Origin of the sequence: Streptomyces sp. NPDC002018 (genome assembly GCF_042890865.1) — a bacterium.
Lineage (GTDB): Bacteria > Actinomycetota > Actinomycetes > Streptomycetales > Streptomycetaceae > Streptomyces.
In genome coordinates this window covers 1-16072 of the sequence record NZ_JBIASO010000003.1, presented here as the reverse complement: position 1 = coordinate 16072, position 16072 = coordinate 1, and the positions used below count along the sequence as shown (strand labels likewise).

Below are 16072 nucleotides of genomic sequence, written 5' to 3'. Positions count from 1 at the left end.
CGTCTATCGTGCGGACCATGACGACTGTGCCGCCCGCCGCCGAGCTGTCCGCCGACGACGCCCGCCGTATAGCGCTGCGCGCCCAGGGGTTCCTGGGGGCGCCCGACCGGCGCGGTGGCGTCCGGGGGGTCCTGCGCCATCTCGGCGCCGTCCAGCTCGACACGATCTCGGTGCTGGCGCGGTCGCACGAGCTGATTCCGTACGCGCGGCTGGGCGCCGTCGGCCGCAGGGCGGTCGAGGACGCCTACTGGACGCCCGCGCCCCCCGGCGGGCCCTCGCCGCGCCCGCACGCGTTCGAGTACTGGTCCCACGCGGCCTGCGTCCTGCCCATCGAGGAGTGGCCGCACTTCGCCTTCCGCCGCCGCGCCTACCGCGCCCGCCCGCACTGGTACCACGACCTCGCGGACGGCGCGTACGAGGCGGTGATCAAGCAGTTGCGCGCGGAGGGCCCGCTGACCGCCACGGAGCTGGGCGGCGCCAAGAACGGCGGGCCGTGGTGGGACTGGTCCGAGGCGAAGGTCGCCGTCGAGCGCGCGCTGATGTACGGCGAGGTCGTGTGCACCGGCCGGCGGAGCTGGAAGCGGGTGTACGACCTCGCGGAGCGCGCCGTTCCCGACACGCTCCTCCATGACGATCTGGACGACCGGGAGTGCCTGCGCCGGCTCGTCGGGCTCGCGGGCCGGTCGCTCGGTGTCGGCACGCGCGCCGACATCGCCGACTACCACCGTCTCAAGGGCGAGCAGTTCGACGCCGTGGTCGCGGACTCGGGGCTGGTGCCGGTGACGGTGGAGGGGTGGGGGAAGCCCGCCTGGGCCGATCCCGAGGCGCTGGCGAGCGCTCCCCGGGGACGGCACCGTACGACCCTGCTGTCACCGTTCGACTCGCTGATCTGGGAGCGGGCCCGCACAGAGCGGATCTTCGGCTTCAGCCACCGGCTGGAGGCCTATGTCCCCAAGCCCAAGCGGGTGTACGGCTATTTCGCGATGCCGCTGCTGGCCGGTGGCCGACTGCTGGGCCGGGTCGACCCGGCGCGCGAGGGGAAGACGCTGGTGGCCAAGCAGGTGTCCCTGGAGGGCCGCAAGGCCGTGCTTCCCATGGCCCAGGCGCTGCGGGAAGCGGCGGAGTGGGTCGGCTGCTCGGACGTGCGGGTGGAGCGCGTCGACGCGCCGGAGCTGCGCGGCCCGCTGGCCGACGCGCTCACCGCTCTCTGATTGCCCGGCGGCCACCGCGCGACCGCTCGGCGACCACTCAGCGGATCTCGAGAATCTTCTCCCGCATCGCGTAGACCACCGCCTCCATCCTGGAGTGCAGTTGCAGCTTCTCCAGGATATTGCGGACATGGTTCTTCACGGTGTTCTCGGAGATGAACAACTCCTTGGCGATATCACGGTTGTTCATTCCCGTGGCCACCAGTTTGAGGACTTCCAGTTCACGTTCGGTCAGCCGCGGCGCGGGGACGAGTCTGCGCTCGTCGGTGCGCTGAATCATCGATTTGAACTCGGTCAGCAGCTTGGACGCCATGGACGGACTGATCTGTGACTGTCCGTCGGCCACGGCGCGGATGGCGGTGGCCACCTCGTCTGTGGAGATCTCCTTCAGGAGATAGCCCGTGGCGCCCGCCTTGATCGCGTCGTAGAGGTCGGCCTCCTCGTCGCTGATCGTCAGCATGATGATCTTGGCACTGGGGGCCACCTCCTTGATGGAGGTGCAGGCCTCGATACCGCCGCGCTTGGGCATCCGTACATCCATCAGCACGATGTCCGGCAGCAGATCCGCGGCCTTGTCCACGGCCTCGGCGCCGTCACCGGCCTCACCGATGACCTGGATGTCCTCCTCCTGGGCGAGGACGATCTCCAGTCCACGGCGGAAGAGGGCGTGGTCGTCCACGACGAGGACCCGGATCGGCTCCTTGCCCGAGCCGCCCTGTTCCGTGTCGGCGTCGGACCGGGCGCCGCCGACCGTGTCATCGGCATCGTCCGCGCTGTGCACCGGTCCGAAGCTGTCCGCCATCGTTCCTCCCCCTGAAGGCCGTGGCCCGAGTTCATGAGAGCCGGCCAACCGCAGTTCGCAGACCACTTGTTGGCTTGCGACGTCATGATTTCATGCCTGGATGACAGAGCGGTGATCCTTCGGTCCGCACGCCGGTGCCCCTGAGGCGCGGGGGGCGCTCAGGGGCACCGGCGGAGCACGGAGGCCGACCGGACTCCCGGTCGGCCTCCGGCCCTTGTGCCGGCCGCGTGCGAGCGATGACTCAGCCGCCGAGGGCGCCGCCCGCGCCGCCGACCTCCGAGCCGGCGAACGGGTCCGTCCTGAGGTGGATCACACCGTAGTCGTAGGCATGGCGCCGGTAGACGACGCTGGGTTCCTTGGTGTCGGAATCGACGAAGAGATAGAAGTCGTGCCCGACCAGCTCCATCTCGTAGAGCGCCTGGTCGAGGGTCATCGGTGCCGCCGCGTGGTTCTTCTCCCGGACGACCAGAGGCCCTTCACCCTGTACCTCCAGCGTGCCGATCCTGGTGGTGGGGACGGCCGCCTCGGCGGCCTCCTCCTCCGCGGCGGTCTGGCCGTTCGCGTTCAACTGAGCCACGTCAGGAACGACTTCCACGACCTCGGCGGCCGAAAGCCGCCCGTTGCCACGCCGGTTGTGCCGCTTCTCGTGCTGCTTGCGCAGCCGCGCCTCCAGCTTGCCGGTGGCCAGATCGAGCGCCGCGTACGGATCGGCGGCAGCCGCCTCCGCACGGATCACGGGGCCGCGGGAGTGGAGTGTGATCTCCACCCGGTCGCACCGGTCGGCCTGCCGCGGATTGTGCTCCTTGGACACCTCGACGTCGAGGCTGATCACCTTGCCGTCGAGCTTCTGGATCTTCTCCAGCTTGAGCTTCTCGGCCACGTGCTTGCGGAACCGCTCGGGCACCTCGGTCTTGCGGCCCTTGACGACGATGTCCACGCAGAACTCCGTTCCCGGATCACTCCGCCTCGTTGCGGAGTTACTCCCTGTTGCACCAGACCCCGGTAGTCACCGGAGCCTCGGACTTGGCGACTTTCACCTCCTCCTCCCCCGTCGACGTGATCCCCATCCCCCCAATTCTCGAGGTTCTGAAAACGCCGAGCAGACCAGTGCATTCAGTGCGTCACGGCTTGCGCCATTCCTCATAACCGAACATAGCCCTCCCGGACGGGTGTCGGCACCCGCTACCGGCATGTACCTCTGTTCAGGTGTTTTTCTTCCCCCATTGCCAGCAACGATGCAAGATCCCGATCAGTTCCGGTTTATTTCGAAGGACAGGGGCGGAGCCGCCACAACAGCCGCGCTCACCTGCGCATACAGGGAAATGCCGGGTCCCGTCGCGGCACGCAGTGCCCGCGCCGCCTCGACCAGCGAGGAACCGGTGGTCATGAGATCATCCACCAGCACCACCCGGCCGCCCGCCAGCAGCCGCGCGCCCCCGCCGGCCACCTCCAGCGCCCCCGCGAGATTGACCCGTCTGCTCCGCGCGTCGAGACCCGCCTGGTCCGCCACCGCGCGCCGCTGGCGCAGCACCGGCAGCACCCGGCACGGCCGGCCCGCACGTCTCAGCTCCCCGGCGGCGGCCAGCGCCATCCTGCGGGTCGCGTCATGTCCGCGCGCCCCGACCGCGCGCCGCGCGGAGGGCACCGGCACGAGCAGCAGCGGTCCCACCCCCGTACCGGACGGCGCGGCGGCCCGCACGGCCGCGGCCAGGGCCCGGCCCAGCGGTGCGGCGAGTCCGAGCGCGCCACGCTCCTTGTGCGCCAGCAGAACGGCCCGTACGGCGTCCTCGTACGGCGCCGCCGCGTGCACCACCGGCAGCCCCAGGGGCTCGGGAACCGGCCGCACCCGGCACGGCCACGTGCCGTAGAGGGCCCGCCCGCAGTCCTCGCACAACAGCGTCCTGGGGCTGCCGCATCCACCACAGACGACCGGCAGCACCAGGCCGGTGATCTCGCGCCACCACCCCCGCATGGGACCCACTGTGTCAATGACGGAGGTCCCCCGGCCACCCCTGTGGATGACTGGTTCCGGTAAAGCCCGGCGCCGGGGCGCACCCGCCCCGGCCGAGGCACCCCGTGCCCGCGCGTACCCGCCGGCGTGGCGGTACGCACGGGCCCGCACGAACCCGCGTCCCGTCGGCCCAGAACTCGGGGCTCGGGGCTCGGGGCTCGGGACTCCTGACTCGGGAGCGGACGTCCCCGGGAACGTCCCAGGGCCCAGGGGCGGGATCAGCCGGGATAGACCGGTGACGAGCCGTCCTCGACCATCGTCTGCCAGTTCGCCCCCATGGGCAGCCCCACGATCCCGGCGTCCTGGGTGTCGGCCACCAGCGGCTGCCGGTCGTCGTCGGCCGCCGCGATCGCCGTCACCGGGGACAGCCCCGGCAGCACGCCCGCCGCCGAGGTCGACCCGTCGGTCTGGATGTAGCGCACCTGCTCCACACCGCCGGACTCCTTGCCGACCACGACCAGCCGGCTGGGTCCTGCCCAGGACACCGCCGTCACCGACTCCATCTGCGGGGCCGCGGGCTGGAGACCGCCCACGGACACCTCCGGCCCGGCCCCGGAGCCATGCCGCTCCACCCGCCCGATCTGCAGCGTGATCCGCCCGTCCTTGGCCAGCAGCAGGGCGATCCGCACACCGTCCGCCGACACCCGCAGCGCCTCGATGCGCGCGCCCTCCAGCCCGTCGACCACGACCGGCCGCGGCGGGCCCGTGCCCTCCGGGAACCGCAGCAGACGCGGCTGCCCGGGGTCCCGGTCGGCGATCCACAGATCCCCGTGTCCGTCCCAACTCGGCGCGGACAACCGGTCCTGCGGGCGTGGGCCCTTGCTCTCCACCAGCGGATCGCCCAGCTCGCCGTCGGAGAGTACGGAGGCCACATGGAGCGACTTGGCGTCCTCCGAGACGCCCGCCGCGTGCTTCTCGTCCCGTGCCACCGCGACCGAGCCGAGCTTCGACCGGCCGTCGCCGAACGGCCCGACGACACGCACCGGTTCGACGCTCTCGTCACTGCCCATATGGAGCGTCGACAACCGCCCGCCACTGTCGACGAAGTACGGGTTGTCGGGGCGTCCCGTGGTCCGGTCGGGCGCGAACTCCTCGGCCTGGTCCCCGCTGAGCACACAGAGCGAGGATCCGTCCGCCAGCAACTCGACCTGGCTGACCGGGGTGGAGGTCAGGTCCCGCAGCGTGAAGATCAACTGCGCCGCCATCTTGCGGCACTGCGTACTCCCCGCCTTGGACGCCTTCTCGTTCAGCGGCACCTTCAACGCGTTCCGGTCGTCGAACTCCAGCGATCTGGTGCCCTTCTGAAGGGCCGTACCGGCGGGGAAGGGCGAATCGACGACCGGCTTCAACCAGTCGGTCGGCCCGTCGAGCAGGACCTTCACCGCCTGTGTGACCGGATCCATCCGCGTCGTGGGGTCTATTCGCTGACGGATGTAGACCGGGTCCGCGACCAGCCAGTTCTCCCCCGACGCGAAGTAGTACTTGTTCATGGAGCGGTAGTTGCGCTGGAAGTCCGACTCGCCGAGCACCAGCCCCGGCGGAAGGCTGTCGATACGCCACTCCTTGGTCTCCGCCCCGATCTTCTCCTGCACCAGGTGGATCGCTCCGTTGTACGGCGTCGGCTCGACCGGCTGATAGGCGTGCGCCTCGTCCACATCCGCGATCCGGTCCCCGTACAGCGGATAGGTGCGCCCGGGGTCACCGGTGACGGACGGCGGCTCCTTGACCGGGGTGGGATCCGGCGCGGCCCGCAGGACCGTCGTGCTCTCCCCCGGCTTCCAGTCCCTGGACGCCTCTTTGGTCAGATACTTCCTGGCCATCGCGAAGTCGGGGTCGTCGCTGGTCATGGCCTCCAGGAAGCCGTCGACGATCTCGTCCGGCCCCGCCTTCTCGCGGGGCGGCACGGCGTACACCCGCACCTGTGACTCACCGGGCGGCGAGGCCTTCACCGGCTCCACGTCGCCGCTGTCCGGGATCGACGCGCAGCCGGCCAGCAGCGCGGCGACGGCCACCAGCAGGGCCGGGGCGCTCACCGCCCGTCCCGGACCGTGGCGACGGCGGTCAGCGCCCACGAATCGTGTCCTCCCGCTCCGTAACCTGCTCTGTGGACTCCTCGGATTCCCCCGCGGGGCGCGCCACCACGCGCGCGCCGCTGCCCGGCATCGCCGCCGGGTCCACCGCCGCGGCGGGGCGGGGCGGCGGCACGCCCGGCGCCCCGGGCAGCGCGGACCGGTCCACGCGCTGCTGGACGGGCATGCCGGCCAGCCGGTGCGCGCTCTCCCTGCGGTCATCGGCTTCCGCACGCTCGCGGTTGCGCCGGGAGTCCTCGGGCTCCAGCGGTATGGGCGAGCCGCGCAGCGCCTCGTCCGCCGTACGGGGCAGCGTCAGACGGAACTGCGAGCCGCCTCCGGGTTCGCCCCACGCCTGGAGCCAGCCGCCGTGCAGCCGTGCGTCCTCGACGGCGATCGACAGCCCGAGGCCGGTACCCCCGGTGGTACGGGCGCGCGCCGGATCGGCCCGCCAGAAGCGGTTGAACACCCGGGTCGCCTCACCGGGCTTCAGTCCCACCCCGTAGTCACGCACCGCGACCGCGACCGCTCCGCCCGCGACCCCCATCCGTACGACCACATCCCGCCCCTCGCCGTGCTCGACGGCGTTGACGACCAGATTGCGCAGCACCCGCTCCACCCGGCGGGCGTCGGCCTCGGCGACCACGGGCTGCTCGTCCCCGAGCACCCGGATCCTGCTGCCCTTCGCCTCCGCCAGCGGTTCGGCGCCGCCGATCACCCGCCGTACGACCACCCTCAGATCTATCGGCTCGGCCTCCAGCGCCGCCGCGCCCGCGTCGAAACGGCTGATCTCCAGCAGGTCCGACAGGAGCGACTCGAAGCGGTCGAGCTGGTCGCCGAGCAGCTCGGCCGAGCGCGCGGTCACGGGGTCGAAGTCGCTCCGCGCCTCATGGATGACATCGGCGGCCATCCGCACGGTCGTCAGGGGGGTACGCAGCTCGTGCGAGACGTCGGAGACGAACCGCCGCTGCATCCTGGAGAGCTCCTCCAGTTGCTGGATCTTGAGCTGGAGGTTCTGCGCCATCTTGTTGAAGGCCTCACCGAGCCGCGCGATGTCGTCCTCGCCCGTGACCTTCATCCGCTCCTGAAGACGGCCCGTGGACAGCCGCTCCGCGATCCCCGCGGCCATCCGCACGGGCGTGACGACCTGGCGCACCACCAGCCAGGCGATGGCGCCCAGCAGTACGACGACGAAGAGCCCCGCCGTGGCGAGCGTGCCCTTGACCAGGTTGAGCGACTGCTCCTCCTGGGTCAGCGGGAAGATGTAGTACAGCTCGTACGCGTTGCCGTCGACATCGTTCAGCCGCTTGCCGACGATCAGCCCCGGCTCCGGCTCCCGGTCCTCGGTCGCACCGGTGTATCTGATCTGGGCGTATGTCTCGAACGGTCCGGTCCCGCGCGCCACGGCGGACCGCAGATCGGCGGGGACACTGGCGAAATCCACCCCGCCCGAGACCCGCGGCGCCCGGTTGGTGGAGGCCACGTCCTGCGCGTCGGGACTCAGCGCCACCACATTGAAGGCCCCCGGCCCTCCACTGGCGAGCTGTTCGACGAGGTCGGAGCGCCAGTTGACGGAGGTCCGCCCCGCCCTGCCGCTCGTCCCGTCGCCGTCCCGGCCGCCGGGCGCTGCCGGGGCGTCGGCCTTCTCCTTCGCCACGGTGAAGCCACCGGCCGCCTGGCTCTGGGCCGCCTTCTCCTTGGCTTCGAGCAGACCGTTGCGCACCTGGCCGATGACCACGAATCCGAGCAGCAGCACCACCCCGAGCGACATCAGCAGCGTGGCCGCGACGACCCTGAGCTGGATATTGCGCCGGTACAGCCGTACGGCGGGCAGCAGCGGCCGCCTCACCCAGCGCACCAGAAGCCGCAGCACCGGTCCGCCGGGCGAGCCGTCCTGAAGCAGCCGACCACTCTGGAAGAGCCGGCCGAACCGGGAGAACAGCCGCCCCAGGGCGGCCGCCCGCCCCGCACGGACTCCCGGCTCCCCGGGCTTCGGAGCAGCGCCGCCGCCGGACATGTCAGCTCGGTCCTGCCTTGTAACCGACACCACGGACGGTCACCACGATCTCCGGACGCTCCGGGTCCTTCTCGACCTTGGAGCGCAGCCGCTGGACATGCACATTGACCAGCCGGGTGTCCGCCGCGTGCCGGTAGCCCCACACCTGCTCCAGGAGCACCTCACGCGTGAACACCTGCCACGGCTTCCGTGCCAGCGCGACCAGCAGATCGAACTCGAGCGGGGTCAGCGCGATCGACTGCCCCTCCCGCTTCACCGAGTGACCCGCCACATCGATGACGAGATCGCCTATCGCCAGCTGCTCCGGCGCCGGCTCCTCGGACCTGCGCAGGCGCGCCCTGATACGCGCCACCAGTTCCTTGGGCTTGAACGGCTTGACGATGTAGTCGTCCGCCCCCGACTCCAGCCCCACCACCACATCGACCGTGTCGCTCTTGGCCGTCAGCATGACGATCGGAACCCCGGACTCGGCCCTGATGAGCCGGCACACCTCAATACCGTCCCGGCCGGGCAGCATCAGATCCAGCAGCACCAGATCCGGCTTGGTCTCCCGGAAAGCGGCGAGGGCCTTGTCACCGTCCGCTACGAACGACGGCTCGAACCCCTCACCACGCAGCACAATCCCGAGCATCTCGGCCAGTGCGGTGTCGTCATCGACGACAAGGACGCGTCCCTTCATATCGACATCATCCCATTAGCTCATCGTTACCTTGGCGTGACCTGACACACAGCTCCGCGATTCCCGCCCCGGTCACCGGGGACAGCGCGCCTTTTTCGGTGACGAGCGCCGTCACCAGTTCCGGGGGCGTGATGTCGAAGGCAGGGTTGTACGCCTGCGTTCCCAGCGGCGCCACCGGCATCCCGCTCCCCGCCTCCGCTCCCGCCGCCGCTGTCTGCGGCGCCGTGACCTCTGTCACTTCCTGTCCTGGCCGCTGCTCCACCTCGATCGACGCCCCGTCCGGGGTGTCCAGGTCGATCGTCGTGGTCGGAGCGACCACGACGAATGGCACATGGTGGTACTTGGCCAGCACGGCGAGCGGATAACTCCCCACCTTGTTCGCCACCGAGCCGTCCGCGGCGATCCGGTCCGCCCCGATCAGAACGGCGTCCACCTCTCCCGCCGCGAACAGCGAACCAGCCGCGTTGTCCGTGAGCAATGTGTACGCCATCCCGTTGCGAGCCGCCTCATACGCCGTCAGCCGGGCCCCCTGAAGGAGCGGACGCGTCTCGTCCACCCACAGACGCCGCAGCCGCCCGGCCCGGTGGGCCGACAGTGCCACGGCGAACGCGGTGCCTTCCCCGCCCGAGACGAGCGCCCCGGTATTGCAGTGGGTCAGGATCCGGTGGCCGCCACCCGGCAGCAGTTCATCGAGGAGCGTAAGCCCAAACTCCGCCATCTGCGCGCTGGCCTCGGCATCCTCCTGGTGCAGCCGCCTGGCCTCGGCGAGCGCGGCCGCCGCCGCGCGGTCGAGACCGGACCCGCTCGCGGCCGCCGCGCGGTACGCGTCACGCGCCCGCCGTACCCCGTACCCGAGGTTCACCGCGGTGGGCCGCGCGTGCGCGAGCTGCGCCGCCGCGTCCTCCACGTCGTACCCCCGCAGCGCGGCCAGCGCCACACCGTAGGCGCCCGCGACCCCCAGCAACGGTGCCCCGCGCACCGCCAGCGTCTGGATCGCCCGTACCAGCGCGGGCACATCCGTACAGACCAGCTCGGCCTCCTCGACCGGAAGTCTCGTCTGGTCGAGAAGCACCAGCACGGGCCCTTCCGGCGGCTCGTCCCAGCGGATGGAGGGGAGCATGGACGGCTCCGCGCCGGCCCGGATCTGTGCGTACTGATCAACCATCCGCTCAGTCTGCCCGCTACGGCACGGACAATGAAGGCAAGCACGGACGCAAGAAGGAGATACGGCCCCCGGCCCGCCCAGGGGCGACGCGTGGCACGATGGCTGCCAGCCCGCCACCCCGCTCCGCGGACAGGCGCCGTTGAAACGCCGACTCGCCGAGCCGGTCCCGCAACCAATCCACGAGGTGGACGACCGTGAACGACACTCCGGGCTGGGCCTCGCCCGGATCCGCCCCGTCCGACGGCCAGGACCCCGCCGTGCCCAGGCCGGCCGAGCCCGCCGACGACAGCGGCCCCGCCCCCAAGTGGTCGGCCGACCAGCCTCCGGCCGGCCAGTGGTCCCCGCCGAGCGCCCCCGGCACCGGACCCTCGCCGCAGCGGCCCGCGCCGGGCTGGGGCGGCCCCGCCCAGGGCGGCGGCCCCGCTCACGGCGGCCCGGGGCCCGGTTACGGGTGGGGCCGGCCGCCCGCCGCCAAGCCGGGAGTGATCCCGCTGCGCCCGCTCGGCGTCGGCGAGATCCTGGACGGCGCCGTCTCCACGCTGCGCGCCCACTGGCGGACCGTGCTGGGCGTCACCCTCGCCGTCGCCGTGGTCTCCCAGATCACCGAGATCCTCATCCAGCGCTACCTCCTTCCCGAGCCGGTCGCCCTCGACCCCGACCCGAGCCCCTCGGAAGCCCTCCGTCAGGCCGCCGACTCGGCGCAGCAGGGCCTCATCTCGCTCGTCCCGTCGCTGGTCATCACCGTGATCGGCACCCTCTTCACGACCTCGATACTCACCGTGGTGATCAGCCGCTCCGTGCTGGGGCGGCCCGTCACGCTCGCCGAGGCCTGGCGCGAGGCACGGCCCCGGCTCCCCCAACTCCTGGGCCTGACCGTGCTGCTGCTCCTCATGAGCACCGCCATCATGACGATCAGCATCCTTCCCGGCCTGCTGCTGGGCTCGGCCGCGGGAGTCGCGCTCTCCGTGCTCGGCGTATTCGCGGGCCTCGCCGTCGTCGTCTGGCTGATGGTCCGCTTCAACCTCGCCTCGCCCGCACTCGTGCTGGAACGCCAGGGTGTCCTGCCGTCCTTGCGCCGCTCCGCCAAGCTGGTGGGAGGTTCCTGGTGGCGTATCTTCGGCATCCTTCTGCTCACCCTGGTACTGACCGTCCTCGTCACGCTGGTCATCTCGGTGCCCTTCGGCATCCTCGCCGCCGCGGTGGACGGTGAGGGACTCGAAGGTCTGGTCTCCGGCACCGGTACGGATCTTGGCTGGCCCTTCCTGATCATCACCGGCATCGGCACGGTGGTCGCCACCACGATCACCTATCCGATCTCCGCCGGCGTGACCGTCCTCCTCTACGTGGACCAGCGCATCCGGCGCGAGGCCCTCGACCTCGAACTGGCACGGGCCGCGGGCGTACCGGCCTACGGCCCCGAACAGCCGGGCCCCGGCACTTCCGGAAGCTGATGCGGTGTCCATCACCGGGGGAGCGACGTCCGCGCGCGTCCTGATACGCCTGAGCGACGACATACCGGTGGACACCCCTCGCACCCCCGCCCGTGAAGCGGCGGAACGCGAACTGTCCAAGCCGATGTACCACGAGAACGACCCGAACCTCCTCCAGCGCGCACTCGACCGCTTCTGGCAGTGGATCGGCGAATTCCTCGACGCGGCTTCCGGGGTCGCTCCCGGCGGTCCGCTCGGCCTGGCCGTCATCGTCCTGGTCGTGGTGGCCCTCCTGGCCGCTCTGTGGTGGCGGCTCGGCACGCCCCGCCGCACACCCGGCTCGGCCGGTTCGCTCTTCGAGGAAGTCCCCCATAGCGCCGCGGAACACCGAGCCACCGCCGAAGCCCACGCCGCCGCCGAACGCTGGAACGAGGCCGTCCAGGAACGGATGCGCGCCATCGTCCGCTCCCTGGAGGAACGCGCGCTGCTCGACCCGCGCCCCAGCCGCACCGCCGACGAAGCCGCCTCCGAGGCCGGGCGCCCGCTCCCCGCCCACGCCGCCCGACTCCGCGCCGCCGCAGGAGAGTTCGACGACGTCACATACGGAGGCCGCACCGCCGACCGGCGGACATATCTGCGTCTGCGCGAACTCGATCTCGATCTGGAACGAACGAAGCCGCAGTTGAGCACCGCATCCGGAGGAACGGCCGAGTGACCTCCACGACCGGCTCCACATCGCTCGCCCTCACCACCGGCCAGGTCTGGACCCGGGCCCGCGGGCTGCTCCTCGCGCTCGCCATCCTCGTGACGGCAGCGATCGTGATGGCCGCCCTCACCTCGGGCGGCCACCACGGCCGCCTCGACCCCCGCTCCGCGGACCAGTACGGCAGCCGCGCCGCCGCCGAGCTGCTCAGAGGCAGCGGGGTCTCCGTCGAAGTCGTCACCACCCTGGACGAGGCCACAGCCGCAACCGGCCCCGACACCACTCTCCTTGTCACCCAGCCCGATCTGCTGACAGTCCACCAGCAGCGGCTCCTGCGCGACGCGACCGCACTCTCGGGAGGCCGAACCGTCCATCTCGGTGCCGGCCCGCCCTCGGTCGGCGTACTCGCCCCCGGAATCCGGACCAGCACGCCCGCACCTGTCACGGCACGAGCCCCGCGCTGTCCGCTGCCCATCGCCGACCGCGCCGGCGCCGTCGACCTCGGCGGCGAGCGGTACGTCACCGACTCGCCCGGCGCCGAAGGCTGCTACCCGAGCGACGGCGCACCGACCCTGCTCAGGATCCCCGCGGCGCAAACAGACTCGGACATGGACGCAGGGACGGGCACTGACAGGGATGCCGGTGACACCGTCCTGCTCGGCTCTCCCGATCTTCTCTACAACGATCGCCTCGACCAGCGGGGAAACGCCTCGCTCGCCCTGCAACTCCTCGGCTCCCGGCCTCATCTCGTCTGGTACCTCCCCTCGCTCAGTGATGCCTCCGCCGCCCAGGACAGCGGCGACAGCGGCTTCCTCGATCTGATCCCGTCAGGCTGGCTCTGGGGCACTTTCCAGCTCTTCCTCGCCGCGGTGCTCGCCGCCGTCTGGCGTGCCCGCAGACTCGGCCCCCTGGTGGCCGAACGGCTCCCGGTCGCCATCCGGGCCTCCGAGGCCACCGAGGGCCGCGCCCGCCTCTACCGCAGGGCGAATGCCCGGGACCACGCGGCATCGGCCCTGCGCTCGGCGGCCCGTGACCGTCTCGCACCCCTCCTCGGCGTACCGGCCGCCGAGGCACACTCCCCCGCGTCCCTGATCCCGGCCGTCTCCTCCCGGCTCGCGGACACCACCAAGGACCCGCACACCCTGCTCTTCGGCCCGGCCCCGGCCGACGACGCCACTCTCATCCGCCTGGCGGACCAACTCGACGCCCTCGAAAGAGAGGTACGCACCCCATGAGTGCCCCGACCGCACAGAACGCCGGGAACGCCGGGAACGCCGAAAACACTGAGACCGCCGGGAACACTAAGAACACCGCCAGCGCCCGTGCTTCCCTGGAGGCCCTGCGCGCCGAGATCGCGAAGGCGGTGGTCGGCCAGGACCCCGCCGTCACCGGGCTTGTCGTCGCCCTTCTCTGCCGTGGCCATGTCCTCCTCGAAGGAGTCCCCGGCGTCGCGAAGACTCTTCTGGTACGGGCCCTCGCCGCTTCCCTGGAACTCGACACCAAGCGCATCCAGTTCACCCCGGATCTGATGCCGAGCGACATCACCGGATCCCTGGTCTATGACGCCAGAACCGCTGAGTTCTCCTTTCAGCCCGGCCCGGTCTTCACCCATCTGCTGCTGGCCGATGAGATCAACCGCACGCCGCCCAAGACTCAGGCGTCACTTCTCGAAGCGATGGAGGAGCGACAGGTCACGGTCGACGGCACACCACGTCCGCTGCCCGATCCTTTTCTGGTCGCCGCCACCCAGAACCCCGTCGAGTACGAGGGCACCTATCCGCTCCCCGAGGCCCAGCTCGACCGGTTCCTTCTCAAACTGACGGTGTCGCTGCCGTCACGCGACGACGAGATCCGGGTCCTGACCCGACACGCGGAAGGCTTCAACCCGCGTGATCTGCAGGCCGCGGGGGTGCGGCCCGTCGCCGGGCCGGCGGACCTGCAGGCGGCACGCGAAGCCGTCGCCAAGACATCCGTCTCGCCCGAGATCGCGGGCTATGTCGTCGATATCTGCCGTGCCACTCGTGATTCCCCCTCGCTCTCACTCGGCGTCTCCCCGCGAGGCGCCACTGCCCTGCTCTCCACCGCCCGCGCCTGGGCCTGGCTCACCGGCCGGGACTATGTCATCCCGGACGATGTGAAGGCCCTGGCTCTCCCCACGCTCCGTCATCGTGTCCAACTGCGGCCCGAGGCCGAGATGGAAGGAGTCACCGCCGACTCCGTCATCACCGCGATCCTCGCCAATGTCCCCGTTCCCCGATGAGGCGGTGAACCGTGGCTCTCACCGGACGCACCGCACTTCTCGCGGCCCTCGGCACTCTCCCCGTCGGCATCTACGCCCCCGGCTGGGCGGGGATCCTTGCCGTCAATGCACCGCTCTCCCTAGCAATTCTGTGCGACTACGCCCTGGCCGCACCAGTGCGAACGCTCCGATTCACCCGAAGTGGTGATACGTCTGTTCGACTCGGTGAAAGCGCGGAAGTCCAGCTCACCGTCACCAATCCCTCTGGCCGCAAGCTCCGCGCCCACCTGCGCGACGCCTGGCCGCCCAGTAGCTGGTTCGCCGGAACCGAACAGGCCGCTTCCCGCCACAAGCTGACCGTCCCGGCAGGCGAGCGCCGGCGAGTCACCACGTCCCTCCGTCCCACCCGCCGCGGCGACCGTCGAGCGGAACGCGTCACTGTGCGCTCCTACGGGCCCATGGGCCTGGCGGCCCGCCAGGGCAACCACGACGTCCCGTGGACGGTGCGGGTACTGCCGCCCTTCACCAGCCGCAAGCACCTGCCGTCCAGGCTTGCCCGGTTGCGCGAGCTGGACGGCCGTACCAGCGTGCTGACACGCGGTGAGGGCACCGAGTTCGACAGCCTCCGCGCCTACGTACCCGGAGACGACACCCGGTCCATCGACTGGCGGGCCACTGCCCGCCAGTCGGCCGTAGCCGTACGGACCTGGCGCCCCGAACGTGACCGGCACATCCTCGTCGTCCTCGACACCGGCCGTACGTCGGCCGGCCGGGTCGGAGACGTTCCCCGGCTCGACGCGGCCATGGACGCCACGCTCCTCCTCACCGCGCTCGCCTCACGAGCCGGCGACCGGGTGGACCTCCTCGCCTACGACCGCCGTATACGCGCCCGGGTTCTGGGCCGTTCCGCGGGAGATGTTCTGCCGACGATGGTCAACGCGCTCGCCCCGCTCGAACCGGAGCTGGTCGAGACGGATGCTCGCGGCCTCACCGCCGCCACGCTGAGGAACGCCTCACGCAGATCGCTGGTCGTGTTGATCACCAGCCTCGACGCGGCCCCTGTCGAGGAAGGGCTGCTTCCTGTGCTCTCTCAGCTCACGAAACGGCACACGGTCCTCGTCGCCTCCGTCGCCGATCCGCATATCGAAAGCATGGGTGAGCGGCGCGGCACAGTGGACGCGGTCTACGAAGCCGCCGCCGGCACGCAGACACAGGTACAGCGTCGGCGCACCGCGGAACAATTGCGGAGACACGGCGTCACCGTGGTGGATGCCACCCCGGAGAAACTGGCTCCGGCTCTCGCGGATGCGTATCTCGCGCTGAAAGCGGCGGGACGTCTCTGATACCCGACGACACGGCCCTCCGGTACAAGACGGAGGGCCGATGAAAATCGGCCGGCTGGCGCATCGCATTCAGAACAGGCCGTGAACGCAGAAATGCCCCGCACCATAACGGTGCGGGGCATCCCCACAATAATTGTTCGGCGGCGTCCTACTCTCCCACAGGGTCCCCCCTGCAGTACCATCGGCGCTGTGAGGCTTAGCTTCCGGGTTCGGAATGTAACCGGGCGTTTCCCTCACGCCATGACCACCGAAACACTATGAACATATGAAACAGACCGGATAACACACGGCTGTTCATTGCTTCAGAACTAACACAGTGGACGCGAGCAACTGAGGACAAGCCCTCGGCCTATTAGTACCGGTCAACTCCACCAGTCACCTGGCTTCCATATCCGGCCTATCAACC

General features: G+C 70.6%; 13 protein-coding genes and 1 rRNA gene. 6 read left to right on the top strand and 8 right to left on the bottom strand.

The features are described 5' to 3' along the window. Positions 1–17 precede the first annotated feature (17 nt). A complete protein-coding gene (locus ACFYYH_RS05740; RefSeq protein ID WP_388546405.1) occupies positions 18–1211 on the top strand; it encodes a winged helix-turn-helix domain-containing protein in 1194 nt (397 codons plus the stop codon). Between the two features lie 37 nt (positions 1212–1248). On the opposite strand, the gene ACFYYH_RS05735 is transcribed toward ACFYYH_RS05740, so the two are convergent. The 7 genes from ACFYYH_RS05735 to mtnA form a co-directional block, all read right to left on the bottom strand. Beyond that, a complete protein-coding gene (locus ACFYYH_RS05735; protein WP_388546402.1) occupies positions 1249–2010 on the bottom strand; it encodes a response regulator in 762 nt (253 codons plus the stop codon). A 241-nt stretch (positions 2011–2251) separates the two neighbouring features. After that, a complete protein-coding gene (gene hpf, locus ACFYYH_RS05730; RefSeq protein ID WP_388546399.1) occupies positions 2252–2947 on the bottom strand; it encodes a ribosome hibernation-promoting factor, HPF/YfiA family in 696 nt (231 codons plus the stop codon). Positions 2948–3259: 312 nt separating this feature from the next. Next, positions 3260–3982: a ComF family protein gene (locus ACFYYH_RS05725; RefSeq protein ID WP_388546396.1), complete on the bottom strand. Its 723-nt coding sequence runs from the start codon at positions 3980–3982 to the stop codon at positions 3260–3262. 257 nt (positions 3983–4239) lie between these two features. After that, the gene (locus ACFYYH_RS05720) at positions 4240–6093 is read right to left on the bottom strand and encodes an LpqB family beta-propeller domain-containing protein (RefSeq protein WP_388546393.1); all 1854 of its coding nucleotides are present in this window, start codon (positions 6091–6093) and stop codon (positions 4240–4242) included. Then, the gene (gene mtrB / locus ACFYYH_RS05715; RefSeq protein WP_388546390.1) at positions 6083–8107 is read right to left on the bottom strand and encodes an MtrAB system histidine kinase MtrB; all 2025 of its coding nucleotides are present in this window, start codon (positions 8105–8107) and stop codon (positions 6083–6085) included. Before mtrB ends, ACFYYH_RS05720 begins: the two co-directional genes overlap by 11 nt. A 1-nt stretch (position 8108) precedes the next feature. Further along, positions 8109–8786 carry a two-component system response regulator MtrA gene (mtrA, locus tag ACFYYH_RS05710; protein WP_026245691.1) on the bottom strand — a complete coding sequence of 226 codons (678 nt, stop codon included), beginning with the start codon at positions 8784–8786 and terminating at the stop codon, positions 8109–8111. 7 nt (positions 8787–8793) lie between these two features. Next, positions 8794–9951, bottom strand: coding sequence for an S-methyl-5-thioribose-1-phosphate isomerase (gene mtnA / locus ACFYYH_RS05705; RefSeq protein WP_388546387.1), 1158 nt, complete (start codon positions 9949–9951; stop codon positions 8794–8796). A 194-nt stretch (positions 9952–10145) separates the two neighbouring features. On the opposite strand from mtnA, the gene ACFYYH_RS05700 reads away from it, so the two are divergent. From ACFYYH_RS05700 to ACFYYH_RS05680, 5 genes are read left to right on the top strand one after another with little or no spacing between them, the layout of a single operon-like run. Then, complete coding sequence (locus tag ACFYYH_RS05700; protein ID WP_388546385.1) at positions 10146–11402, top strand: glycerophosphoryl diester phosphodiesterase membrane domain-containing protein; 1257 nt, start codon at positions 10146–10148, stop codon at positions 11400–11402. Positions 11403–11406: 4 nt separating this feature from the next. Beyond that, a complete protein-coding gene (locus ACFYYH_RS05695; protein WP_388546383.1) occupies positions 11407–12096 on the top strand; it encodes a DUF4129 domain-containing protein in 690 nt (229 codons plus the stop codon). Further along, positions 12093–13319: a DUF4350 domain-containing protein gene (locus ACFYYH_RS05690; RefSeq protein WP_388546380.1), complete on the top strand. Its 1227-nt coding sequence runs from the start codon at positions 12093–12095 to the stop codon at positions 13317–13319. The genes ACFYYH_RS05695 and ACFYYH_RS05690 overlap by 4 nt, the downstream gene beginning before the upstream one ends. Beyond that, a complete protein-coding gene (locus ACFYYH_RS05685) occupies positions 13316–14344 on the top strand; it encodes an AAA family ATPase (RefSeq protein WP_388546378.1) in 1029 nt (342 codons plus the stop codon). Before ACFYYH_RS05690 ends, ACFYYH_RS05685 begins: the two co-directional genes overlap by 4 nt. Before the next feature lie 11 nt (positions 14345–14355). Then, positions 14356–15666: a DUF58 domain-containing protein gene (locus ACFYYH_RS05680; protein ID WP_388546376.1), complete on the top strand. Its 1311-nt coding sequence runs from the start codon at positions 14356–14358 to the stop codon at positions 15664–15666. Positions 15667–15801: 135 nt separating this feature from the next. Here the strand turns inward: ACFYYH_RS05680 and rrf are convergent. After that, a 5S ribosomal RNA gene (gene rrf, locus ACFYYH_RS05675) occupies positions 15802–15918 on the bottom strand. Positions 15919–16072 lie beyond the last annotated feature (154 nt).